We start from the raw sequence: 25,013 nt of genomic DNA, 5'->3' as shown, positions 1-25,013 counted from the left end.
ACTGATGCGACGACAATAAATACCGGCCGTTGGCGGCCCCACTGCGTACGAGCGGCAAGCGCGTCGCCAACGATCTCCGCTCGCGAGCGCCACCACAGCAAGCGCATCCGAATCGCCGTGTAATGTTTCCCGCCGGGAACGGAGTGTGCGACGCAATTCTTTACTCGCCGGCCCGATGCAGCGCCGCAAGGCTTCATTGCGCGACTACATGGCCGATGCCGACACTGAAAAGAACGAAACGGATCGAGATTCATTGCCATGACGCCCGAAACGCCGCAACCGCGAAATACGCGGGCCCCCCTCCGGAAACCTGTCCCACGAGGGGCACGTTGGATCCTTTGGCTAACCATACTCTTCGCTGCACTATCCGGCCTGTACCTGCTCGTCGGTGGCATCTGGCTTGTCGCGCTGCGCGGCTCACCGTATTACGTCGCTGCGGGTATCGCGATGCTCGCCGTCGCATGGCTCGTTTTCCGGCGCAACCGATGGGCACTCGCACTGTACGGACTGCTGCTGCTCGGCACGCTCGCATGGGCCGTCGCCGAGGCCGGGTTCGACTTCTGGGCGCTCGCGCCGCGCATCGATGTGCTGGTGGTGTTCGGTGTCTGGCTTCTGCTTCCGTTTATCTGCCGGCAGTTCGTCGGCACCGTGATGCCGGCCGCGCTCGTGATAGGCATCGGTCTCATCGCGAGCGCAGCGGTGCTCGTCTATGCGGCTTACAACGATCCGCAGCAGATCAACGGCACGCTTGCCGCAGAACAGGCGTCGCCGACGCCGGACGCCGATCCGCGCGCGGGCGACTGGCCCGCTTACGGTCGCACGCAAGGCGGCACGCGCTATTCACCGCTAGCGCAGATCAACGAGCAGAACGTGAAAAATCTACAAGTCGCGTGGACCTTCGAAACCGGCGATCGCAAGGGAAAGAGCGACCCGGTGGAAATCACCGACGAGGTTACGCCGATCAAGGTCGGCAGCATGCTTTATCTGTGTTCGCCGCACCAGAAACTGTTCGCGCTCGATGCGGCGACGGGCAAGGAAAAATGGCGCTTCGATCCGGGCCTCAAGACGGACCCGAGCTTTCAGCATGTAACCTGCCGTGGCGTGTCGTATCACGAGACCGCGGCCGCACGCGCGGCGAGCGCATCGGCCACACCGCAAGCGCAAGCCGCTTTGCCGATGTGCTCCCGGCGCGTGATTTTGCCGGTCAACAACGGCCATCTCTTTGAACTCGATGCAGCGACGGGTCAGCGATGCGCAGCGTTCGGCAATAACGGCGACCTCGACCTTCAGCACCTCGAACCTGTCAAAACGTCAGGCGCGTATGAACCGACATCGCCGCCTGTCGTAACGGATAAGGTAATCGTCGTGGCGGGCTCGGTGACCGACAACTTTTCGGTTAGCGAACCGTCCGGCGCCATCCGCGGCTTCGACGTCGAAACCGGCAAGCTGCTCTGGGTATTCGACCCGGGCGCTCATGCGCCCAATGCGATACCGGACGACCAGCACAGCTTCGTGCCGAACTCCCCGAACTCATGGGCGCCAGCCGCTTACGACCCGAAGCTCGACCTCGTCTATCTGCCGATGGGCGTGAGCACGCCCGACATCTGGGGCGGCCGGCGCACGCCGGACATGGAGCGTTATGCAAGCGGTCTGCTCGCGCTGCACGCGTCGACGGGCAAACTCGCGTGGTTCTATCAAACCGTGCACCACGATCTATGGGACATGGACTTGCCCGCGCAACCGTCGCTCGTCGACCTCAAGGACGCGCACGGCAATATCGTGCCGGCCATCTATGCACCGGCGAAAACGGGCAACATCTTCGTGCTCGACCGCCGCACCGGCAAGCTGATCGTGCCCGCGCCGGAAGAGCCGGTGCCGCAGGGCGCCGCGCAAGGCGATCATGTCTCGCCGGCACAGCCGTATTCGCAGCTGACGTTCCGGCCCGCGCAAAATCTTCGCGGCGCCGACATGTGGGGCGCCACGATGTACGACCAGCTCGTGTGCCGCGTGATGTTTCATCGCCTGCGCTACGAAGGTCCGTTTACGCCGCCGTCCGAGCAAGGCACGCTCGTTTTCCCGGGCAATCTCGGCATGTTCGAATGGGGCGGGCTCGCAGTCGATACGGATCGGCGCATCGCTATCGCTAACCCGATCGCGTTGCCGTTCGTATCGAGGCTGATTCCACGCGGTCCGCACAATCCGATGGAGCCGCCTGAAGCGGGCCAGAGCGGCACCGGCACCGAGGTCGGCGTCCAGCCTCAGTACGGCGTGCCGTTCGGCGTGACACTGAATCCGTTCCTGTCGCCGCTCGGACTGCCGTGCAAGGAACCGGCGTGGGGTTATGTCGCGGCACTCGACCTGACGTCGAATCAGATCGTCTGGAAAAAGCGCATCGGCACGGTGCGAGACAGCTCGCCGCTGCCGTTGCCGTTTCGCATGGGCATGCCAATGCTGGGCGGTCCGATGACGACCGCGGGCCACGTATTCTTTATCGGCGCCACCGCTGACAACTACCTGCGCGCGTTCAGCACCGACACGGGCCGCGAACTATGGCGCGCACGCTTGCCTGCCGGCGGACAGGCCACGCCGATGACATACGAGGCGAACGGCAAACAGTTCGTGGTGATCGCAGCCGGTGGACATGGGTCGTTTGGAACGAAGCTAGGCGACTACGTGGTTGCCTATGCATTGCCCGGCAAGCAGTAACACAGGCAAGCAGCAGCACATGCAATGACGGCTACGAGGCCGCCCTCGGCGTCGCTATGCTTTCACTACCAGTTTGCCGCGCACGTGACCGGCTTCGATGCGCGCAAACGCCTGTTTCAGATCGTCGAACGCAAACTGTTCGGCAACACGCACCTTCACGCGGCCTTCGTCGATCAGCGCCGCAATCGACGCGAGTTGCGATCCGTCCGGCCGCGCGGTGTAGCGCACGCCTCGCGCGCCGCGAGCGGCTGCTTCGGTCTGCGACGGCTCGGTCAGCGTTGAAACGAGCGCGCCGCCGCGCTTGACCGCCTGCCACGAACGCAACTGCGTCTCGCCGCCCACGAGATCGAACACAAGATCCATATCGCGTGCGACGTCTTCGAAACGCTGGCGTTTATGGTCGATCACGTGGTCGACGCCAAGCGAGCGGACAAAGTCGACGCCGTCCCCCGATGCGGTCGCGTAGACTTCGGCGCCCTTCTCGCGTGCGAACTGCACGGCCAGATGGCCGACGCCACCCGCGGCCGCGTGCACGAGTACGCGTTCGCCTTTTTCCAGCAGCCCCTGATCGAAGAGGCCTTGCCATGCCGTCAACGCGGCAAGCGGCACTGCGCCGGCCGCGGCGATATCGAGCGAACGCGGCGGCTCGGCAAGCGCGGCGCTGTCGACCACTACGAAGTCCGCAAACGCGCCCTGCCCCTCTCCGACGAAGGCGTACACGTGCTGATCGGCGCGCCACTGCACGGCGTCGCGTCCGACGCGCATCACTGTGCCGGCGAGATCGCGCCCGAGGGTGAAAGGCAACGCGTCTTCGCGAATCGCCGGGTAGCGCCCCTCGCGCGTTTTTACGTCGACCGGGTTGACGCCTGCGGCGAGCACTTGCACAAGGACCTCGTTCGGCGCTGGTTCTGGAACGGGAATCGACTCGAGCTGCACGGCGTCCGCGCCGCCAAAGCGGTGAATGCGATAGGCGCGCATGGTTGATGCGGGTGTCGATGCTGTCATTGAACGTCTCCAGTGGTGCAATGTTTTAAGTGAGCGCGCAAACGATGTTCCTTTTCCGATGGCGAAATCGGGTATGAACCCTGCTCGTTGCCGGTGGGCTCACATCAAAGGGGAGACACGATGAAACGGGTCATTTGCGTTGCATGCTCGGCGGCCGCGCTCATGTTCGGCATCACCGCATGCAATAAGGCGGATCAGAAGGCCGGCGAAAACCTGAGCGCCGGCAGCAGTGGCGTGATGAGCAATAGTGCGGGGCCGAGCGGGACGCCCGGACAGAGCGCGGCTGCCGATGCGACGAGCGATTCGGCGGCAACGGCAGGGCAAGGAGCACAGACGCAGCAAGCGCCTGCCGTAAGCACGCCTTCGACGACGGCGAGCGAACCGGCCTCAGGGCCGAGCCAGTAAGCGCTCTCTCCGAGGTTTCCCAAGCCACGCTAGAACGCACGCTCAGGCGCTAGGCAGAAGGATCGGCCATGCGCACATTCGCGCGCAATAACGTGTCGGCCAGAATCATGTCGAGTGCGTTCAACGGCCGGAATCCGCCACGCACGACAGGCCTGAACACAGGGTCGCCGCGGCGAACCGGCATGCCGGTCAACCCGCATACGCCGGCCACTCGGGCAAAGCCCGCGCGCCATGTCTGGTCCTGATACCGGCCCAAGGTCGGGTCGCTCCACGAAACGAGTATGGTCGACTCGGTCTGCCGTTCGATCCTGCGGATCGACATGATATTGGCCATGGCGCAGCGCAACGGATCGTCGAAATCGAGTGACGCAAAAGACGCCTTGCGAATCGCATGTCCGATATCGTGAGGATGGCTGCGCAACCGTTTGACAATGTGCGACCAGGGGTCGATGTGTTTCATGCTCGTTGCCCAGCAAGCCGGCTGTGCCGAAATTGACAGCGCCGATCACGTTGCCTGTCGCACTGACTATCACATTGACTAAGCTGCATTGACCATTCTCTCGTCATCCGAAGCATCGGCGAAAGTCTGCCGATGTACCGGCATTGCGCTCACGCAATTGAGGTCGAGCCTTCTCGTGTGCTCGATCATGTAATCGACGAACACTCGGATTCTCGCGGGGAGATGTTTTCGGCTCGGATAGCAAAGATAGTGGCCGCTGTCGTCCGGTACATACTGCGCAAGACAGCTGACGAGGCGCCCTTCGCGAAAAAAATCGCACACCTGATAAGCGGGCAGCTGCGCGATACCCTGCCCGTCCAGCACCGATTGCAGCATCAGCTCTGCATCGTTGAACGTATGAACCGCAACGGGCACGCGCCGCAGCGCGACACCGCCGGCCTTGAATTCCCATTCCCTTACGCGGCCCGACGCAGTCCGGAAGTTGATGCAGCGATGTTTGGCCAGTTCGTCGATCTCGCTCGGCAAGCCGTGCACGCGCGCGTAGTCGCGCGACGCGCATACGAGCATCTGCATCGGTATCAGCTTGCGCGCGACGATTTCGCTGTCTTCCATGCGCCCGTCGCGAAACGAGACGTCGATGCGATCGCCGGTGAAGTCCGAAACGCGGTCGTTGAGCAGCAGTTCGAGCGTGATGCCGGGGAATTGAGCATGGAAACCGCGCAACAGCGGCGCGACGATCTTGCGGCCGAACCCGGGCGTCGAACAGATACGCAACTGCCCGCGCGGCGGCCCGTTGCGCAACTCGCGCATCTCGTCGAGCGCCTGCACGATGCGCTCGACGCCGGGCCTGCAGTTTTCGTAGAACAGTTCGCCCTCGCGCGTCAGCGATGTGCTGCGTGTCGTGCGAAGGAAGAGCCGCGTATCGAGTTGCGCCTCGAGCTTTTGCACATTGCGGCTGACCGACGAACGCCCGATGCCGAGGCGGTCGCCTGCTCTGGCAAAACTCCCTTCGTCGGCAACGGCAAGGAAAGATACGACGCCGGCATAGCTCGTTGCGAAACTGCTGGCAAACGGATCGTCGGCGCCGCTAACGGATCGGCGGGGGGCATAGTCTGACATGGAAGCGCAAATAGTTGAGTCCACACCTGACTAGACGGATGAGCGCGACCGTTTGTGACACGGCCGCCTTTATTTTTATCTGGCCCCCGGCTATGTAGACCGAATCTATTTCTCGGGCACGAGAACCGGTGCGCCTTTGTCCTTCAACAGCAGCACGATAAATCTCGCGGGCTGTGTCTGGCTCGCATTGCGTCCCACAGTATGGACGTCATTCGGCCCTTCGTAGAACGTCTGGCCCGGCTTCAACGTCACTTCCTTGCCGCCCTTGAGCTGCATCACGATCGATCCTTCGAGCACATAGACGAACGCGTGCGCGTTGTGCCGGTGTACCGGGTCGACCGAGCCAGGCGGATATTCGACCATGATCATAAGGCCCTCCTTGCCCGGGTAGTCGGGCAGCGGCTGCGTCATCAGCGATGTGACGATTGCCTGGGGCGCCGCGGCATACGCGACGCCCGCCGGCGACAGCGCGCAGAGGCAGACCAAAACCATCGCAGTTATTTTCGAGCGGAACATGATGGGCTCCAAAAGAATGCGGCCCGCAACCGCGGGCCGCGATAAAAACTGCACAAGCGCGGGACAACGGAAAACGGTGCCGGCACTCAGGCGAGATTCGCCTTGTCGAGACCGAATGCCTTGTCCGCCGAACCCGGCACAGTCCTGAACGCGACGTTCGCGCGGTTCCAGCCGTTGATTGCCATCACTGCGTATGTCAGGTCCGACAATTCCTTCTCCGAGAACTGGCCGCGCACACGCTCGTAGATCTCGTCGGGCACGCCATGCTCGGGCAGCTTCGTCAGCACCTCGGTCCATGCAAGCGCGGCGCGCTCGCGTGGCGAAAACAGCGTCGACTCGCGCCAGATCGCGACATGATGAAGCCGCAATTCGCGCTCGCCGTGGATGCGCGCCTCCTTCGCGTGCATATCGCAGCAAAACCCGCAGCCGTTCATTTGCGATGCGCGCAGCGAGACAAAGTCGAGAATCGCCTGCTCGATGCCGCACTCCTTCAGCTGCATGCTGAAGTCGAGGTACTTTTTAAAGAGCTCCGGTGATTGTTGAATATAGTTGATGCGCTGGGACATGGCCTACCTCGTTGATGAAATTGCGCCGATGGGCTCCGGGCGCAGCGCGAGCCTGATGCGCTGCGGCGGAGCGACAAGGACGATGGTAGGGTTGCCGCGCGCGCGGCGGTAGATAGACGATTGGACTCACGGCGTTGTCCCGGAGGCACCAATCAGGCACCGCCTGGACACCAATCGCGCATCGATCGGAGCGCGAACAAAGGCCGGACGAACATCGGCCTCAAGCCCGATGCGCACGCGCTAAAGACCAGACACTCGCTCTGGCGCGAGTTTAGTTCTGGGAAGACGCAAAGCGCCCGGGAGGCATACCGTGCGCTTTTGCAATGAACGTGAGCTTGTTGGGATTGCGCTGAACGAGGAGACAGACAATCTGGTTGCCGTCCGTTTCGATCGAGATCGCCGATTCGAGCTGACCGTCGAGATAGCGCAATAGCGCCCACTGCCCGCCAAGCTCGACAAGCCTGAAACGAACGTCGCTACGGTAACGCAGCGCCGACGCATAGAAAAGCTGCGCAATGCGCTTGCCGCCGAGCATCGGCTCCGGGAAGCTTGGCACCTTGCCGCCGCCATCGCCGTATAGCATCGCTTCTTCCGCGAGCAATGCATGGATGCCGGCGAAGTCGCCGCGCTCCACTGCTACCGTGAAGCTCTGCAGCAAGCGCCGATGCGTCTCGCGCGACACCTCGTAACGCGGCCGCCCGTCGCGCAGTTGCGCTTTCGCACGGCTCACGAGTTGACGGCAGGCCGCTTCCGTCTTGCCGAGCACTTCGGCCACCTCGTCATAATCGACGTCGAGCACCTCGCGCAGCAAGAACGCCGCGCGTGCCTCCGGAGTAAGGCGTTCGAGCAGCAAAAGAAATGCAACGGACACATCGTCCGCGCGTTCCTTGACTTCCTCGGGCGTAGCCGGCGATTCGGTTAGAAGCGGTTCGGGCAGCCAGATACCTGCATACTGTTCGCGCTGAATCTTCGCCGCGCGCAGGCGATCGATCGACATGCGAGTCGTCACGGCGACGAGCCATGCCTCCGCGTTGTCGATCGTGTCGTGCGCGGCCGCATGCCAGCGCAGCCAGACCTCTTGCACGATATCTTCGGCTTCGGCGACCGATCCGAGCATCCGGTACGCCATTTTTTGCAAGCGCGGGCGAAGCCGGTCAAAGACGTGGAGGCTGTCTTCCATATCACGGTGCGCGGTAACCGCGCTCCTGCAGCGTCCACGTATTGCCGTCGAGGTCTTCGAAATCGGCAAAGCTCGCATAATCGCGACGCTTGGCGTCGAGCCCGGCGCTAAAGCCGCCCTCCCATGTATCGATCGGCGCCTTGTGCCGGCACTCGCTAACCGCTACGCCACGCCCGATCAGCGCGGCGCGCTCGGCCGCAAGGTCTGGCGTGACCAGATACAGGTTACGCAAGCGCGCCGCGGAATCGGCCGCCACCAGTTGCACCGAGCACGACGAGCCTGGCGGCGTGAGCTGCGCGACCCGGAACGCGGGCGTGGGATGGTAGTCGACGTCCAGCTTGAATCCGACCTTCTGCGTATAGAACGCAAGGGCGCGGTCGACATCGGCGACCGGCAGCGAAACGACTTCCAGGGCAAGCATGACGGCTCCTGCGAGGGCTTGTCGACGCCTTCGAATGGTTCGAATGAGGAGGTCTGCGCACCGGACGGGCGCAATGATGGGCGTTCGACGTTGGATGACAACGATGAGGATAGCCCGATTTGGTTGCAGCCGGGTGAAATCTCGCCGCAACCTGCGCCCCACAAGGCGCTCACGCCTTAAAACGGCTGAAACGCCCCGCCAAAAAAAACGCACGAGCGGAGCTCGTGCGTAGTCTACAAAGCGACAAACAAACGCAACAACAAAAGGCCGAGGTATGGAGGGAGCCGTCCTTCTGCTGCACCACGAAGGTTAGCGCATCGACCTGCGTCGATATACGGGGCCTGCCTGAATTCACTTACCGGCAAGCGTGAACAATCGCGCAAACCTAAGCCGGACCGATGCGCCCGCGCCTGGCGATCGGCGTCATCGTCAATAGCAACCAGTTTTGACTTGACCATTTAGATTACGCATGCAATCTTTCATGACCTTAGAGTGTATTCAACATCTATAAGAAACACGATCTCATATCGCACGTCAAACAAGTCTGGGATGCCTGCAAGTGGATACGGAAACGGAACTGCAAGACGATCAGGTCAAAGAGCGCGATGCACTGCACACGCGCAAGCGATCGCCGGTCGGGAGCTGGGTTGGGGTGCTCGTCGTCATGGCCGTCATCGGTGGCGGCTGGTGGTTTTACCAGCACCGCGAGAGCAAAGCTCTGGCTGCGAATGCAAAACCCGCGGCGCCACCGCAAGTGACCGTGAGCAAGCCACTCGTCGAAAACCTCGATACGCGTCTGGGCTTTCTCGGGCAATTCTCGGCGGTCGATCAGGTCGAGCTGCGCGCGCAGGTGGGCGGCACGCTCACCGGCATCTACTTCAAGGACGGCGACATCGTTCATAAGGGCGATCTGCTGTTCTCGATCGATCCGGTGCCTTACGAAATCAGGCTTGCACAGGCAAAGGCCCAGCTCGAGAATGCGACGGCGAAGCGCGTGCTCGCGGAGCAGGAGCTGCGCCGCGCACAGGAACTCGAGCGCAACGACGCGGGTACGGTCGAAAACGTGCAGCAACGCACATCCGACCTGAGCGCCTCGCAGGCCGCGATCGACGATGCGCAGGCACAGATTCGCGACGCGCGCTTCGACCTCGATCATTGCAGGATCTCCGCGCCGTTTACGGGCCGCATCGGCCGGCACCTCGTTTCGATCGGTAACCTGATCGCCGGCAGCCGCGCGGCGACGAGCCCGACCACGCTACTGGCGACCATCGTGTCGCTCGATCCGATCTACCTCGATTTCGATATGAGCGAGGCCGATTTCCAGACGTTTTCGCACTACCGCGGCGATTTGAAGAGCCCGCTTGCGAACAGGGTCGAACTGACATCGGGTAACGGCAACGACACCGTGTTGAAGCGGCAGGGCACGCTCGACTTCGTCGACAACGTGCTCGACCGCTCGAGCGGCACGATTCACGCGCGAGCGACGGTGGCGAACCCGGACCTGCGCCTCACGCCGGGCGAATTTGCGCGCGTACGCCTCGCGGTCGCGCGGCCGGTGCCGACGCTGCTGATTCCCGATGCGTCCGTGCTGCCCGACCAGTCCGAGCATATTGTGCTGACGGTCGCAGCTGACGGCACGGTCGTGCCGAAGCAGGTGCAGGTAGGCGATATGCGCGGCGGCCTGCGCGTGATCCGCTCGGGCCTGAATGCCGACGATCGCGTGATCGTGGACGGCCTGCCGTTCGCGGCGCCCGGCGCCAGGGTGGCGACGCGTGACGGCACGCTTCGTTATGCGGCCACGCAAGGCCAGTAAGGCGGGAAGGACCGGACGAAGCCATGCGTATTGCCCATTTCTTTATCGACCGCCCGCGCTTTGCGACGGTGGTCAGCGCCTTCCTGACCTTGATCGGCCTCGGTGCAATGTTCGTCTTGCCGGTCGCGCAGTATCCGGAAATCGTTCCGCCTACCGTACAGGTGACGACGACTTATCCGGGCGCGTCGGCCGAGACGATTGCGCGTACCGTTGCGACACCGCTCGAACAGCAGATCAACGGTGTCGAAAACATGCTCTATATGAGCAGCCAGTCGACCGGCGACGGCAAGCTGACCGTGACCGTGACGTTTCGCATCGGCACCGACCTGAACGTTGCGCAGATGCTCACGCAAAACCGGGTGCAGGATGCGCTGCCGCGCCTGCCCGACGACGTGCAGCGCCTCGGCGTGCAGGTCAGAAAATCGACGCCGAGCATTCTGCTCGCCGTCCACCTCGATTCGCCCGATAAAACGCGCGACACACTGTATCTGTCGAACTATGCGACGCTGCACGTGAAGGACGAACTCGCGCGCCTGCAAGGCGTCGGCGACGTACAGTTCATCGGCGGCCGCGAGTACGCGATGCGTATCTGGGTCGATCCCGACAAGGTCGCCGCCAGCAATCTGACGGCCAGCGAAGTGCTCGCCGCGCTGCGCGCACAGAATCTGCAAGTGTCGGCCGGCGTGCTGAACCAGCCGCCGGCGAAAAGCGACGCCGCCTATCAGATCAACGTCGAAGCGCTCGGCCGCCTGTCGTCGCCCGATGAATTCGGCGACATCGTCGTGAAATCGGACCCGCAGGGGCGCGTGACGCGCATCCGCGATATCGCCCGCGTCGAAGTGGGCGCGGCCGACTACGGTTCGACCGCGTTCATGGACCGCAACCAGGCGGCCACGATGCTGATCTACGCGGAACCGGGTGCGAATTCTCTCGCGGTCGAGAAGGAAGTGCTGTCGACGATGCGCGGCCTCAGCAAAGACTTCCCACCCGGCGTCGAGTACAAGATCATCTATGACCCGACGATCTTCATCGGCAAATCGGTCCACGAAGTGGTCGTCACGATCTTCGTCGCGATTCTGCTCGTGGTGGGCGTCGTGTTCGTATTCCTGCAGAACTGGCGCGCGACGATCATTCCCGTGGTTGCGATTCCGGTTTCGTTGCTCGGCTCGTTTATCGTGCTTGCCACGTTCGGCATTTCGCTCAACAACCTGTCGCTATTCGGGCTCGTGCTGGCGGTGGGTATCGTGGTCGACGATGCGATCGTGGTGGTCGAGAACGTCGAGCGCAATATGCACGCGGGCATGTCGCCGACCGAAGCCGCGCACCGGACCATGGACGAAGTGGGCGGCGCATTGCTGTCGATCGCGCTGACGCTTTGCGCGGTGTTCGTTCCGTCCGCGTTCCTCAGCGGCATTTCGGGGCTGTTCTTCCGCCAGTTTGCGGTGACGATCGCGGCATCGACGGTCATTTCGTGCTTCGTCTCGCTTACGTTGAGCCCTGCGCTGTGCGCGGTGCTGTTCAAGCAGCGTGCGCCGCATGAAACCGGTGGCGAGCAGCGCGGCAACGCTGTTTCGCGCCTGCTGTACGCCGGTTTTACACGGTTCAATCACGGCTTTGAAAAGCTGTCCTCCGGCTACGGCAAGCTCACGCGCCGCCTGGTTCGCGGCCTCACGGTGATGCTTGCGGTTTACGTCGCGCTGATCGGCGTAGCCGCACTGGAGTTCGCGCATACGCCGACCGGGTTTATTCCGGAGCAGGACCAGGGCTATCTGATTACCGTCGTGCAATTGCCGCCCGGCGCATCGCTCGAGCGCACCGAGAAGGTGGTGCGCAGCGCAACGGACATCATCCTGTCGACGCGCGGCATCGAGCACGTCGCACCGTTTGTCGGGCTCGACGCGACCACGCTGACGGTCGCCTCGAATTCGGGAACGATCTTTTCCGGCTTGCCGTCGCTTTACAACCACGAGATACCGGGCCTGACCGCGGACGGCGTGCTCGCGGATCTGCGCAAGCGCCTCTCGGTCATCAAGGATGCCTACGTGCTGACGATTCCCCCGCCGCCCGTGCAAGGCATCGGCAATGCGGGCGGCTTCAAGATGATGCTCGAAGACCGCGCGGGCCTCGGTCCCGACGCACTCGTGCACGCAGCCAGGGATCTCGTCGCCGCGGCGAACAAAGACCCCGATTTTGCGGGCGTATTCACGCTGTTCAACGCCGGGTCGCCTTCGGTATTCGCGGATATCGACCGCGTGAAGGCGGAGAAAGTCGGCCTCACGCCGACCGACGTGTTCTCCACGTTGCAGGTATACCTCGGCTCGCAGTACGTGAACGACTTCAACTATCTGGGCCGCACGTACGAAGTCATCGTGCAGGGCGACGGCCAGTACCGGCGCGACGCGTCGGACATTACGCGGCTGAAGGCGCGCAACCAGGCTGGTGAGATGGTGCCGATCGGCACGGTCGCGAAGATGGAAACGCGCACGATTCCGTACCGCGTGCCGCGCTACAACCTGTACCCCGCCGCAGAAGTGCAAGGTGTGGCTGCGCCGGGCGTTGCAACCGGCACGGCATTGCACCGGATGGAAGAACTGGCGCACCAGGTCCTGCCGCAAGGGATCGGCTTCGAGTGGACCGAACTCGCGTACCAGCAGCAGCAACGCGGCACGCCGACGCTGCTCGTATTCGGCGCCGCTGCGCTGTTCGTGTTCCTCGTGCTCGTCGCTCAGTACGAAAGCTGGAAGCTGCCGCTCTCGATCGTGCTGATCGTGCCGATGTGCATTCTCGCGTCGGTGACGGGCCTTGCGATTCGCGGCATGCCAATCGACATCCTCGCGCAGATCGGCTTCGTCGTGCTCGTCGGTCTTGCGGCAAAGAACGCGATTCTGATCGTCGAGTTCGCACGGCAAAAGCAGGACGAAGGCGACACGGCGGTGAATGCCGCCGTGCATGCGGCCCGTACGCGCCTGCGCCCGATCCTGATGACGTCGTTCGCGTTCATTCTGGGCGTCGCACCGCTCGCAGTCGCGACCGGTGCGGGCGCGGAAATGCGGCAGTCGCTCGGCACGGCTGTCCTGTTCGGCATGCTCGGCGTGACCGGCTTCGGCCTGCTGTTTACCCCGGCGTTCTATGTCTTCATTCGAAAATTCGGCCGCAAGGAGCGCACGTGATGGCTTTCGATTTCTTTGACGCGAGGCCGTCGCGTGCTTTGGAAACGATGCGTTCCGAAACATCGCCGCCGTCGCGTTTCCGGCCGCGCCGTGCCGGCGGCATCGCACCTGCGTTGATGCTTGCCGCGGTACTGTCGGGCTGCGCCGTCGGACCCGACTATGTGAAGCCGACCGAAAATCTCGCGCCGTTCCACAACAGGATCCAGACCGACCAGCAGGCGAGAACCGCCGCCCCGCCGCTCGATATCTGGTGGACCGGCTTCAACGATCCCATGCTTGTCACGATTGTCCAGCGAGCACTTGCGCAGAACCTCGATCTCGCGGCGTCGATCGCACGCGTGCAGCAGGCCCGTGCCACCGCGTCGGCCGCAGGCGCGCAACTGCTGCCGACCGTCGACCTCGACGCGGCGGCATCGATCGAGCATCAAAGCACCGTGAGTCCGTTCGGCTCGCTCGCGAAGACGTTCCCCGGCTACTCGCGCGATCAGCGCGAATATACGGTCGCGGCCGCGGCGAGCTGGGAAATCGATCTGTTCGGTGGTTTGCGGCGCGACGCCGCGGCCGCGCGAAACGAGGCGCAAGCCGCCGAAGCGGAGCAGCTCGGCACACGCGTGACCGTCGCGGCCGATGCGGCCGATGCCTATATGCAAATCCGCGGCTTTCAGGCACGCCTTGCGGTCGCGCAGGATCAGATCGACACCGATACGCGTCTGCTCGAACTCGTGCGTGTGCGCCGTCGCGCGGGCGCGGCGACCGAACGCGAAATCGCGCAGGCCGATGCGCTGCTGAAGCAGGCCCGAACGATCGTGCCGACGCTGCGTATTCAGCTCGAAGCGCAGTTGAACCGCCTCGACGTGCTGATGGGTGCGCAGCCCGGCACCTATGCGAAAGAACTGTCGGAGCCCGCCGGGATTCCGGACATTCCGTCGATCGACGACAGCAGCCAGCCGGTCGACGTGCTGCGCCGCCGGCCCGACGTCATCGCCGCGGAACGGCGTCTTGCGGCATCGAATGAACGGATCGGCGCAGCGCTTTCCGACTATTACCCGAAGATTTCGATCTCCGGATTGCTTGGCGTCGACAGCATCACGTCAGGCGATCTGTTCACGTCGCGTGCATTCCAGCCCGCGGTGACAGGCGGATTGCGCTGGCGCCTGTTCGACTTCGGCAAGGTCGACGCCGAAGTCGCCGACGCACGCGGCGCAAATGCGCAAGCGCTCGCGCAGTATCGCCAAACGGTGTTGAAAGCGGCGGAAGATGTCGAGAACGCGTTTACCGCGCTATCGCAGACCGAAGCGCGCCGTCACGAACTCGAAGACGAAGTCGCGGCGCTGACGAAGTCTCGCGATCTTTCAGAGCGCGCCTACAAGGCAGGCGCCATCACGCTGACCGACGTGCTCGACGCCGACCGCGAATTGCTGTTCGCACGCGACGACCTCGACGGCACACGGGCCGACGCGGCACGCGCGGCCGTCACGACGTTCCGCGCGCTCGGCGGCGGGTGGAAAGTCGATGCGGTGCCGCAGATCGCAAGCGGCGACGGCGCTAAAAAGTCCGATCCCGCGCACTAACGTTCACGGCGCGCTCAACCCCACGGCAAAGAGGCTTCGAATCTTCGAAGCCCCTTTGCCTATGCTTCACGAGATCAGCGACTTGCGCGCCTCGCGCAAAATCGATGCGGACAGCGCTTCATCGTTCACCATGCGCGCAACGCTCATCGCGCCGATCATCGTCGACAACATGACCCATGCTTTCTTTCGCGCCGCGGCTGCCGGCATGTCGGTCAACTGGGAGGCGATCAGCTCGGCAAGGTCGACGAGCGAACGGGTCGCAACCTGACGAACTTCTTCCGTGCCGCGCGCGAGTTCGCCCGACAGCGCGACGAACGGACAGCCGTCTACGACGTTTTCGAGGTGTTCGGGCGATAGATAGCGATCGACAATCGCCTTGACGCCGCGATTCGCGGGTGTGGCCTGCAACGCGGATTCAAGCGTTTCCTGCAGCGCATCGGCGGCAAGCGCGACCGATTCCTGCACGACCTGGTCCTTTGACGAGAAGTGCTTGTAAAAGCCACCGTGCGTAAGTCCGGCTTCGCCCATGAAGTCGGCAAGGCCCGTGTTGCCGATGCCCTGCAAACGGAATTTTCCCGACGCCGCTTCAACGATCCGCTGCCGCGTTTCAGCGGTCTCCAGTCTTGACTTTCTCATTGCCTGCAATCTCCAAACAAAGCTCCGGATTCCCGGTGCTCCGGTTGCTTAGATTATATACACCATCCAATCTGCGCGGCATAGTAATTGCGAAAGCATGGTTCTGCTCTGTGTTGAGCCCCAGTAGCTGAATACCACCCCCCATTGAATGGCTTATCTGGAGAAACCATGCATATCGTCTGTCACATGATGTCGTCGCTCGACGGCCGCAGCCTTACCGATGGCTGGCATCTCGACTTTGCAGGCCCCTGCTACGAAGAAACAGCCGCAAGCTTCAAGGCCGACGCGTGGGCCTGCGGCCGCGTGACGATGCAGGAGATTTCACACGGCAGCGACTATCCACGCGGTCTGGCAAAGCAGCCGATCGCGCGCACCGACCGTTTCGTCAGACGCGATGCGACCCAATATGCGATCTCGATCGATCCAAACGGACGTGTTGCATGGAAAAGCGACACCGCGCTCGATTCGCATATCGTCGAAGTGCTCTCCGAAAACGTGCACGACGATTATCTTGCGCACCTGCAGTCGATCGGCGCGTCGTATCTGTTCGGCGGCAGCGGCGATATCGAACTGAAGCGCGTCGTCGATACGCTCGAGCGCGAGCTGAAGATACGAAAGCTGATCGTCGAAGGCGGCGGCCATGTATCCGGCGCCTTCGTCAATGCGGGGCTCGCCGATGAAGTGAGCGTGCTCGTCATCCCGCTCGTCGACGGCCGCGAGGCCCATACGTCCTCGTTCGAAGTGTCGATGGAAAAATGGAAAAAGCCCGCGTATTTGCGGCTCGATTCAGTCGAGCGGCTCGATAACGATGTCGTCTGGCTCCGCTACGGCCGCAAGGCGTGATCCGGTCCGACGAAGCGCATTCCGGCAAATCCCGTTCGCACTTTATTGGCTTTCAGCGTGTTATCCAGCGATTTGATAAGCTTGATCGACGTACCTGCATCGACGTAGCAGCAAGGAGACTTTAAACAATGCCCCCATCATCCGATTACGAGCCGCCGAAGGTCTGGACATGGTCCAGGGAGAACGGCGGTCATTTCTCGAGTATCAATCGCCCCGTCTCCGGATCGACGCACGACAAGCCGTTGCCGGTCGGCAAGCATCCGCTCCAGCTCTACTCGCAAGGCACACCGAACGGCGTCAAGGTCACGGTGATGCTCGAGGAACTGCTTGCACGCGGTCATCGCGGCGCCGAGTACGATGCGTGGCTTATCAGGATCAACGACGGCGATCAGTTCGGCAGCGGCTTTGTCGATATCAATCCGAATTCGAAGATTCCGGCGCTTGTCGATCGCAGCGGCCCGGCGCCCGTGCGTGTATTCGAATCCGGCGCAATCTTGCTGCATCTGGCTGAGAAATTCGGCGAGTTTCTGCCGAAAGACGCGGCCGGACGGGCCGAGTGCATGTCGTGGCTTTTCTGGCAGGTAGGCAGTGCGCCGTATGTGGGCGGCGGTTTCGGCCATTTCTATGCATACGCGCCGTCGAAGATGGAATACCCGATCGATCGCTTCACGATGGAAACGAAGCGACTGCTCGATGTGCTGGACAAACGCCTCGCAGAAAACGAATACATGGCCGGCAGCGAATACACGATTGCCGATATCGCGATCTGGCCTTGGTATGGCGGACTCGTTAAAAACCGGCTTTACGATGCTGCCGAATTCCTTTCGGCGAGCGACTATAAACACGTGCAGCGCTGGGCCGATGCAATCGACCGGCGTCCGGCCGTGCAGCGCGGGCGCATGGTCAACCGCATCTCGGGCGATCCTTCGAGTCAACTGCACGAGCGTCACGACGCTTCCGACTTCGGAACGCGCACGCAAGACAAGTTGTCGGTGCAACGGTAAAGCGCTCACGCCCGCTCGCTCGATCTCGCGCAATGCAATGGCATTCGAAGCAGGCGCCATTGCATTGCCACTGTCACTGCACACATTCGCAAACGCTGCGTCGGCGCCGCAGTCGCGATGAACAAACAGCACCGCGACGCCCTCGCTTCCATCCTTGCACTATCCCTCGCTCTTTCCGGCATTGCTCCGGTTTAAAGCTGCAGTTCCACGAAGCGCCGCCCGCTCGTCAGCGACGCGTCGAAGTCCCGAAGCGCTGATACGTCAAAGTACCCCAAGGCCGCGTCAGGTACGCGGCCTTTTCACATTTCGCCCATCGCTCTGGCACACCGGCAAATGCGGGTAATCCCGGATTCTGCAGCCTCTGCGCGCGCCCTACGATTCAGCCAGCGCAATTACAGAACATCGTTCTGTCTAACAGAACGATGTGAATCTCCAAGGAATCTCCAAGGAATCTCCCTCGATGACTGCCCTTCCACTCTCGGGCATCCGCGTACTGGACCTGTCGAACGTCCTGTCCGGACCTTTCTGCACCTATCAGCTGGCATTGCTCGGCGCCGACGTGATCAAGATCGAAAACCCCGACGGCGGCGATCTCGCGCGTCGTTTGGGCGCCGACCCGGGTGCGTCCGCGCGCAACATGGGCGCGTCGTTCGTCGCAGTCAACGCCGGCAAGGAATCGATCACGCTGAACCTGAAGCACGATGCGGCGAAGGACATCCTGCGCAAACTCGCGCGCGACGCTGACGTGCTCGTCGAAAACTACCGCCCCGGCGTGATGGATCGCCTCGGCCTCGGGGCGCAGTCGCTGCTCGCCCTGAATCCACGCCTCGTGTATTGCGCGATTTCCGGCTTCGGCAGCGACGGCCCGCTCGCGCATCGTCCTGCTTACGATCAGATTATCCAGGGCATGTCGGGCGCGATGAGCGTGACTGGCGACGCCGGATCGGCGCCGCTGCGCGTCGGCTATCCGGTGACCGATACGGTCGGCGGCATCAGCGCGGCCCTCGCGATCTGCGCGGCCGTGCTCGCCGCGCAACGCACGGGCGAAGGACGAATCGTCGATGTGTCGATGCTCGAAGCGTCGCTGTCGACGATGGGTTGGGTCGTTTCGAACTACCTGAACGCAGGCGTCGAACCAAAACCGATGGGCAACGAAAATTTCACGGCGGCACCGTCCGGCACTTTCGATTGCGGCGACGGCAAGCTCAACATCGCGGCTAACGAAACCAAGCAGTTCGTCGCGCTATGCAACGTGATCGACCGGCCGGAACTCGCACACGACGAGCGCTTTCGCGAGCGCGACACACGCAAACGCCATCGCGCCGAGCTCAGGCACGAGATCGAAGCCACGTTGCGTACCGACACCGCGGCCAACTGGGAAGCACGCCTGATCGCCGCCGGTGTGCCCGCGGGATTGGTGTTGAGCGTTCCCGAAGCCGTTTCGCAACCGCAAATCGCGGGCCGGCAATTTATCCGCGAATTGCCCGATGGCGAATGCGTGCAACGCGTCACGCGCGCCGGCTATCGCTTTCTCGATGCACAGGGCGCGACGCTCGAAGGCGGTCCCGCCAGACGTGCGCCTTACCTGTCGGAGCATACGCAAGCGCATCTCCGGCAGTTGGGATTCGACGCGGATGCGATCGCTCAGTTGAAAAACGAAGGCGCGATCTGAACATCGCACGCCAACGAAAAACCGACCGGAGACACGAGGCAAACATGAAACAGACATTGACCGCGGACGCGCTTCCCGAGCCCGCACGAACCACCTCGAGCGTGCGGGCCGAGACCGGGCGCGACATCGCCGCACGCGATATCGTCGCGCGCCTCGACCGGCTGCCCGCCACGCGCCATATCTGGACCATCGTATTCCTGTTGTCGCTTGGCGGCAGCTTCGAGTTCTACGATCTGTTCATGACCGGCTATATCGCCCCGGGGCTCACGGAAAGCGGCCTGTTCGTGAAGACGTCGACGTCGATCTTCGCAATGAACAGCATCGCCGCATTCGTTGCCGCGACATTTATCGGGCTTTTTATCGGCACGATGGGGCTGGGCTTTCTTGCCGATCGTTTCGGACGACGCAAGATATTCGTCGTCGCATTGCTTGGCTATACGGCCGCCAGCGTGCTAATGGCGTTCCAGCATAGCGCCGTCGAAGTCAATCTGTTCCGTCTGCTGGCCGGCATCGGACTCGGCATCGAGATGGTGACGATCAATACCTACGTCGCGGAACTGATGCCGAAGGATCTGCGTGGCCGCGCTTTCGCGATCACGCAGGTTGTGCCGTATCTTGCCGTGCCGATCGTTGCGTTGATGTCGTGGTGGCTCGTGCCGCAGCAGCCGCTCGGCTTCGACGGCTGGCGTTGGGTGGTGCTCGTGGGCGCGATCGGCGCCGCGCTGATCTGGATCATTCGCCTCGGCATTCCGGAGAGCCCGCGCTGGCTCGTCTCGCGCGGCCGTCTCGATGAAGCGGAACGCGTCACGAGACAGATCGAACAGGTCGTCGAACGCCAATACGGCCGTGCATTACCGCCGCCTGCGCCGCGCGAACACGCCGCGCCCACCGTCGAGCGACGCTTTCGCGACATCCTGAAAGCGCCGTATTTGAAACGCACGATCATGATGTCGCTGTTCAACGCGGTCCAGGTGATCGGTTTCTACGGTTTCAGCAACTGGGTTCCGTCGCTGCTGACGAGCAAGGGCATCGGCCTCGTCCATAGCCTGCAGTACTCGTTTTTGATGTCGATCGCGTTGCCGCTCGGCCCGGCGCTGTTTTTCTTCTTCGCCGATCGCATCGAACGAAAATGGAGCCTTGTCGGCGCATCGGGCGTAGCGGCCGCATTCGGCCTCGCATTCGCGAATCAGACGGGCACGGTGGGCCTGATCGTGTTCGGCTTCTGCATGAACCTTGCGCTTACCGTGCTGACGTACTCGTTCCAGACGTATCAATCGGAGCTCTATCCGACCGAGGTTCGCGCGCGCGCCATCGGCTTTGTCTATTCATGGAGCCGGCTGAGCGCGATCTTCTCCGGTTTTATCGTCGCGTTCTGCCTGCGCGAATTCGGCGCGACTGGCGTGTTTTACATGATCACCGGATGCATGGCGTTCGTCATGCTGCTGATCGGCATCATGGGGCCGCGCACGAAAGGACTCGCGCTCGAAGACATCAACCGCTGAACCACGCACCGCCGAGGATCTTTTGTCATGACTTCCCCGCAGGATTTCGCCACACTCGCCGCCGACTACTGGAGCACGTCGATCGTCGATATTCACCCCGGCTCGATCGGGATACGCGGCTACCCGATTCAGGACCTGATCGGCGCGATCAGCTTCCCGCAGATGATCTGGCTGATGTTGCGCGGCGATCTGCCGAGCGACGGCCAGGCCCGTTTGCTCGAAGCGGCGCTCGTCGCCTCGGTCGATCATGGTCCGCATGCGCCGTCGATTGCGATTTCGCGAATGGCCGTAAGCTGCGGCCTGCCGTTGAACGGCGCGATGGCCTCCGCGCTCAACACGCTCGATGACGTTCACGGCGGCGCGGGACAGCAGGCCGTCGAACTGTTTCATGCCATCGAGCGCACCGAAGCGCAAGGTGCAACGCTAGAAGAAGCGGTCGAGAAAGAAGTCGACGCATTCAACGCCGCACATGGCAAATACCTGCCGGGCTTCGGCCATCGCTTTCATCCGATCGATCCGCGCGCGGGCCGTCTGCTGCATCTGGTCGACGCAGCGGCTGCAGACAAAATCGTATCTGGTCGCTACGCAACGATTGCGCGCGGCGTCGAAGCATTGCTCGAAGCGCGCAAAGGCCGCACGATTCCGATGAATATCGACGGCGCCACTGGCGTGATCTATGCGGAACTCGGCTTCGAGCCCGAGCTTGCGCGCGGCATCTTCTGCCTGTCGCGCGCGGTCGGCATTCTGTCGCATGCGTGGGAACAGCGCGGCCGCGCCGAGCGTAACAAGGGGCCGATGCCGCGCCAGATGCCGTACAGGTACACGGGCGCGCCCGCACGCCATCTCGATGGAGAGAAGCAATGAGCTGGAATCCGGTTCCGCCGGCCGTCAAAACGGTCGTGCATACCGCGATGCCGGATGCGCTGCGCAAACACGGCGTCGTGTCCGAATGGTCTCGCGCGAACAAGGGCGGCGAGCCAATCGATTGCTTTATCGAAGGCCCGTGCTTCGATCCGGACGGCAACCTGTATATCGTCGATATTCCGCACGGACGCATTTTCCAGATTACGCCCTCGCTCGAATGGCGCGTCATTGCGGCTTACGACGGCGAGCCGAACGGCCTCGCATGGCATCCGCAACATCAGCTGATCATCGCCGACTATAAAAATGGCGTGATGAAGCTCGACCCCGTGCAAGGCGAAGTGAAGCCGCTGCTTGCGCGGCGCAATAGCGAGCGGTTCAAGGGCGTCAACGATCTGATCGTCGCGCGTAACGGCGACATCTATTTCACGGACCAGGGGCAAACAGGTTTGCACGATCCAACGGGACGCGTGTTTCGCCTGACTGCCGAAGGACGCCTCGACTGCCTGCTCGACAACGGCCCGAGCCCGAACGGACTCGTGCTCGACGGCAAGGAGAAGGTGTTATTCGTAGCGATGACGCGCGATAACGCGATCTGGCGCCTGCCGCTGCTGCCGGACGGCAGCACGAGCAAGGTCGGCCGGTTCGCGCAGTTCTATGGTACGAGCGGTCCCGATGGCCTGACGATCGATGCGCACGGCAACCTGTTCGTCGCGCATGCCTCGCTTGGCGCGGTGTTCGTATTGAATGCGCATGGCGAGCCGCTTGCGAAAATCGAATCGTGCGCGGGGCGCACGATCACGAACGTGACCTTCGACGGACCGGGACAGCACACGCTATTCATCACCGATTCGAGCACGGGTTCCGTGTTGCGCGCCGACTGGAACGCGCACCGCGCGTTCACGGCGACCCGGCCGGCGTAGAATTGCGCCGTTATCGTTTCGGTTACATTCATTCGCTAGCCATGGTTTCTCCCAGCCGCGTGTCCGACGGCGCAAGCGCGGCGCCCTCGACTTCCCCCGACGGCGTCGCGGCACTCGATCGTGCCTTTGCCATCCTCTTCGCGTTCCGCCCCGACGACAAGGGACTTTCGCTTGCCGAGCTCGCGATCCGAACCGGCCTCTACAAGAGCACGATCTTGCGGCTGATTGCGTCGCTGACACACCACCGTATGCTGTTGCGCTCCGACGATGGGCGCTACCTGATCGGGCCTGCCGCACTGCAACTCGGCGCGCTCTATCAGCGCGGCCTGCAGCTGGCCGACGTCGTTTTGCCGTTGATGCGCGCGTTGCGCGACGAATGCAACGAAAGCGTGTCGTTCTATGTGCGGCGTCAGGATTTGCGCGTGTGCCTGCATCGTGTCGATACGACGCATACGATTCGCGACCACGTTCGCGAAGGCGATGTGCTGCCGATGGAAAAAGGCTCGGGCGGGCGTGTACTCAATGCCTTCAGTGGCGCCCGCGGAGAGCTATACGACCGGATTCGCCGCGACGGTTATTACATTTCGATCGGCGAGCGCGACAGCGAAACGGCCGGTATTTCGACGCCGGTCTTTTCCGCCGCTCAACCGCTCGCGGGCTCATTCACGTTAGCGGGGCCGCGCCCGCGCGTCGATGAAGCGTTGCTCAAGGGCATGCGCGTTTCGATGCTTGAATCGTCGATCAAGGCAAGCGAGTTGCTCGGCGGCGACGCAGAAGCACTGCGCGCCGCGCTTGCATTGATCGACGGCAAGAAGGCGCGCAACCGGCAAAAGTCATGACGCGCAAGCCGGGCGCACGACGGCCTTTGAGGCTGCCGGCGCTCGGTGTTCTAGAAGCGCGTGCGCATACCGATGGTCGCCGCGACCTGGTTGCCCGTCGAAGACTGCGCGAGGCCATTGATAAACGCGCCTTCGAACGCCGAGCCTTCCGCACCGTACGCATGCTGGTAAACACCTTCCACATAGACATCGGTGCGCTTGCTGAGCGAATAATCGGCCATCAGCGTGACCTGATGCCACTTCGGATCGGCCGAACCGGTGGCGCCGCTGAAGGCGCCTTGCGTGAACGTATAAGCGCCCGCCAGCGAGATTGCCGGCGTCACCGCGTAGTGCACGTTGACTTCATAGTTATCGAAGTGGAGCGTATCGAACGGTTGCTGGATCACTGAATTCGCACCGGGCTGCGTGTTCTCGAACAGCGTATGCGTCCACAGCAGGCCGACGACGGCCGGGCCGATCGTATAGTTGCCGCCGACGCCCATCACGCGCTGACGTGCGGCAGGGAAATTCACGAAGTCGTTGTTCGAGACGGCGCCGGTGCCGTTGAGCGAACCGTTATTGAGCTGCAAATATGCGGCTGCGAGGTTGATCGGACCGATGCTGTATGTCAGGCCGAAGCTATACGCGCGATTGTCCGAGAAGCCGCCGGCCGTGTTGCTGAAGCCATAAAGCGCTTCACCCGTCAGGCCGCGGTAAGTCGGGCTGACATATTTGACAGAATTGTCGATGTAGAACGAGTCGTCGACGTTGTCGTTATCGAATGGGTGAGCGGCGAGGTTGTTGCCGTCGCCATTGTTCGCAAGCGCGAGCGGGCCGAGCACGTCGACAACGGAGTCATATTGACGGCCGAGCGTCAGGGTGCCGTACTGGTCGTGCTGGAGGCCGACGAACGCTTGACGGCCGAATATCGTGTTCGCGTAAGTGGTTTTGCCGTTCTGGATATTGAAGCCGTTTTCGAGGCGGAAGATCGCATGCAGGTTGCCGCCAAGGTCTTCGCTGCCTTTCAAGCCCCAGACTTCATTCGACAACATGCTGCTTTGTTCCTGCCATGCGCTGCTGCCGCCCTGGTTGTTCGTATAGACGATACCGGTGTCGATCAAACCATAAAGGGTGACGCTGCTTTGCGCATGAGCCGCCACGGCGAAGACGGACAAAGCAGCTGCGCCGATAATTTTCTTTTTCACTGAATCCCCAACAGAAATGAAGCCGGGCGCGCGTTGCGCCGGGTACGTCGGAATGTCCCGATGACGCCCTGCTTATTTGACAAGCGTGTTCAACGAAAGGCCGCCCGTACGACTGCGAGAGTGGGCCATCCTTTGCATGAGGTCCGCTTCGGCACCTAAAGCCTGACGATTCTATGCAGGTTGTTTGGGTGGAGCATCGAAAGAGTTGGGGAGGTTTTGAAAAGATTTTATAAAGATGATTTGGGGGCGTGGGTGCCTTTGCGGGCCTGGGGGTATCCGTAGCACACTTATAAGCTCACCAATCATCCCCACTTTGGATTGTTTCCTCGAGGAATTCCCGAGCAACTACGAGAACCCTTTCCCAATGCTCTTCATTGAGCACAATCTCCCGGTCAATCGGATAGAAAGCAAACTGCAACTTCTGTTCTCGGGTAACCTCGATCCGCATGAACGGGTGTCCTCGGCCGACCTGGAAAGTTTCGTGATCCTCAAGCAAATAAACGAACAGATATGGATGAACAGCCCGAACGTCATCAATCTGTTCAAATACCAGTTTCCCCATATCAATTTCCTCGCTGACTTCCCCTAAACCCAATGAAATTGCCATTCCTGGTCCA

The 25,013-nt window shown here is 62.1% G+C and carries 22 protein-coding genes; 12 read left to right on the top strand and 10 right to left on the bottom strand.

All coding sequences use genetic code 11. The features are described 5' to 3' along the window. Positions 1-258: 258 nt before the first annotated feature. Positions 259-2,706, top strand: coding sequence for a glucose/quinate/shikimate family membrane-bound PQQ-dependent dehydrogenase (locus tag QYH69_RS13115; protein ID WP_374992402.1), 2,448 nt, complete (start codon positions 259-261; stop codon positions 2,704-2,706). Positions 2,707-2,760: 54 nt separating this feature from the next. Here QYH69_RS13115 and QYH69_RS13110 read toward each other — a convergent pair whose 3' ends face one another. Then, positions 2,761-3,711, bottom strand: a complete 951-nt coding sequence (locus QYH69_RS13110; protein WP_308832289.1) for an NADP-dependent oxidoreductase — start codon at positions 3,709-3,711, stop codon at positions 2,761-2,763. A gap of 120 nt (positions 3,712-3,831) precedes the next feature. Here QYH69_RS13110 and QYH69_RS13105 point away from each other — a divergent pair, with 120 nt between their 5' ends. After that, positions 3,832-4,116, top strand: a complete 285-nt coding sequence (locus QYH69_RS13105) for a hypothetical protein (RefSeq protein WP_308832288.1) — start codon at positions 3,832-3,834, stop codon at positions 4,114-4,116. 49 nt (positions 4,117-4,165) lie between these two features. Here QYH69_RS13105 and QYH69_RS13100 read toward each other — a convergent pair whose 3' ends face one another. From QYH69_RS13100 to QYH69_RS13075, 6 genes are all read right to left on the bottom strand, one after another. Next, a complete protein-coding gene (locus QYH69_RS13100) occupies positions 4,166-4,576 on the bottom strand; it encodes a DUF3331 domain-containing protein (RefSeq protein ID WP_308832287.1) in 411 nt (136 codons plus the stop codon). A 78-nt stretch (positions 4,577-4,654) separates the two neighbouring features. Further along, entirely contained in the window at positions 4,655-5,695 is a 1,041-nt protein-coding gene (locus QYH69_RS13095) for a LysR family transcriptional regulator (protein WP_308832286.1), read from the bottom strand. A gap of 105 nt (positions 5,696-5,800) precedes the next feature. Further along, positions 5,801-6,211, bottom strand: coding sequence for a cupin domain-containing protein (locus tag QYH69_RS13090; protein ID WP_308832285.1), 411 nt, complete (start codon positions 6,209-6,211; stop codon positions 5,801-5,803). A gap of 86 nt (positions 6,212-6,297) precedes the next feature. Continuing rightward, the gene (locus tag QYH69_RS13085; protein WP_308832284.1) at positions 6,298-6,777 is read right to left on the bottom strand and encodes a carboxymuconolactone decarboxylase family protein; all 480 of its coding nucleotides are present in this window, start codon (positions 6,775-6,777) and stop codon (positions 6,298-6,300) included. Between the two features lie 271 nt (positions 6,778-7,048). Beyond that, a complete protein-coding gene (locus QYH69_RS13080; protein ID WP_308832283.1) occupies positions 7,049-7,957 on the bottom strand; it encodes an RNA polymerase sigma-70 factor in 909 nt (302 codons plus the stop codon). Position 7,958: 1 nt separating this feature from the next. Next, positions 7,959-8,378 (bottom strand): VOC family protein, encoded by a 420-nt coding sequence (locus tag QYH69_RS13075; RefSeq protein WP_308832282.1) that lies wholly within the window; start codon positions 8,376-8,378, stop codon positions 7,959-7,961. 559 nt (positions 8,379-8,937) lie between these two features. On the opposite strand from QYH69_RS13075, the gene QYH69_RS13070 reads away from it, so the two are divergent. Genes QYH69_RS13070 through QYH69_RS13060 form a run of 3 tightly spaced genes read left to right on the top strand, consistent with a single transcriptional unit; the run spans position 8,938 to position 14,932 of the window. Then, positions 8,938-10,191: an efflux RND transporter periplasmic adaptor subunit gene (locus QYH69_RS13070; protein ID WP_308832281.1), complete on the top strand. Its 1,254-nt coding sequence runs from the start codon at positions 8,938-8,940 to the stop codon at positions 10,189-10,191. Between the two features lie 23 nt (positions 10,192-10,214). Beyond that, positions 10,215-13,361: a multidrug efflux RND transporter permease subunit gene (locus QYH69_RS13065; protein WP_308832280.1), complete on the top strand. Its 3,147-nt coding sequence runs from the start codon at positions 10,215-10,217 to the stop codon at positions 13,359-13,361. A 47-nt stretch (positions 13,362-13,408) separates the two neighbouring features. Further along, complete coding sequence (locus QYH69_RS13060; RefSeq protein WP_374992401.1) at positions 13,409-14,932, top strand: efflux transporter outer membrane subunit; 1,524 nt, start codon at positions 13,409-13,411, stop codon at positions 14,930-14,932. Positions 14,933-14,998: 66 nt separating this feature from the next. On the opposite strand, the gene QYH69_RS13055 is transcribed toward QYH69_RS13060, so the two are convergent. Then, positions 14,999-15,568: a TetR/AcrR family transcriptional regulator gene (locus QYH69_RS13055; RefSeq protein WP_075159970.1), complete on the bottom strand. Its 570-nt coding sequence runs from the start codon at positions 15,566-15,568 to the stop codon at positions 14,999-15,001. 168 nt (positions 15,569-15,736) lie between these two features. Between QYH69_RS13055 and QYH69_RS13050 the strand changes: the two genes are divergently transcribed. The 7 genes from QYH69_RS13050 to QYH69_RS13020 all read left to right on the top strand — a co-directional run bounded on the left by QYH69_RS13050 (position 15,737) and on the right by QYH69_RS13020 (position 23,212). Further along, positions 15,737-16,411: a dihydrofolate reductase family protein gene (locus QYH69_RS13050; protein ID WP_308832279.1), complete on the top strand. Its 675-nt coding sequence runs from the start codon at positions 15,737-15,739 to the stop codon at positions 16,409-16,411. A 128-nt stretch (positions 16,412-16,539) separates the two neighbouring features. After that, on the top strand, positions 16,540-17,415 hold the full coding sequence (gene yghU / locus QYH69_RS13045) for a glutathione-dependent disulfide-bond oxidoreductase (protein WP_308832278.1): 876 nt from the start codon (positions 16,540-16,542) through the stop codon (positions 17,413-17,415). Between the two features lie 460 nt (positions 17,416-17,875). Continuing rightward, positions 17,876-19,087: a CoA transferase gene (locus QYH69_RS13040; protein ID WP_308832277.1), complete on the top strand. Its 1,212-nt coding sequence runs from the start codon at positions 17,876-17,878 to the stop codon at positions 19,085-19,087. 44 nt (positions 19,088-19,131) lie between these two features. Further along, the gene (locus tag QYH69_RS13035) at positions 19,132-20,589 is read left to right on the top strand and encodes an MFS transporter (protein ID WP_308832276.1); all 1,458 of its coding nucleotides are present in this window, start codon (positions 19,132-19,134) and stop codon (positions 20,587-20,589) included. A 27-nt stretch (positions 20,590-20,616) separates the two neighbouring features. Next, the gene (locus QYH69_RS13030; protein ID WP_308832275.1) at positions 20,617-21,453 is read left to right on the top strand and encodes a citryl-CoA lyase; all 837 of its coding nucleotides are present in this window, start codon (positions 20,617-20,619) and stop codon (positions 21,451-21,453) included. Continuing rightward, positions 21,450-22,373: an SMP-30/gluconolactonase/LRE family protein gene (locus QYH69_RS13025; protein ID WP_308832274.1), complete on the top strand. Its 924-nt coding sequence runs from the start codon at positions 21,450-21,452 to the stop codon at positions 22,371-22,373. Before QYH69_RS13030 ends, QYH69_RS13025 begins: the two co-directional genes overlap by 4 nt. A 41-nt stretch (positions 22,374-22,414) precedes the next feature. Further along, the gene (locus QYH69_RS13020; protein ID WP_308832273.1) at positions 22,415-23,212 is read left to right on the top strand and encodes an IclR family transcriptional regulator; all 798 of its coding nucleotides are present in this window, start codon (positions 22,415-22,417) and stop codon (positions 23,210-23,212) included. A 50-nt stretch (positions 23,213-23,262) separates the two neighbouring features. On the opposite strand, the gene QYH69_RS13015 is transcribed toward QYH69_RS13020, so the two are convergent. Both QYH69_RS13015 and QYH69_RS13010 read right to left on the bottom strand, forming a co-directional pair. Continuing rightward, positions 23,263-24,396, bottom strand: a complete 1,134-nt coding sequence (locus tag QYH69_RS13015; protein ID WP_308832272.1) for a porin — start codon at positions 24,394-24,396, stop codon at positions 23,263-23,265. Between the two features lie 295 nt (positions 24,397-24,691). Continuing rightward, positions 24,692-25,003, bottom strand: coding sequence for a hypothetical protein (locus QYH69_RS13010; protein WP_308832271.1), 312 nt, complete (start codon positions 25,001-25,003; stop codon positions 24,692-24,694). Positions 25,004-25,013 lie beyond the last annotated feature (10 nt).

The sequence above is a fragment of the Paraburkholderia sp. SARCC-3016 genome (assembly GCF_031119615.1).
Taxonomy (GTDB): domain Bacteria; phylum Pseudomonadota; class Gammaproteobacteria; order Burkholderiales; family Burkholderiaceae; genus Paraburkholderia.
This window is presented reverse-complemented; position numbering and strand designations above follow the sequence as displayed.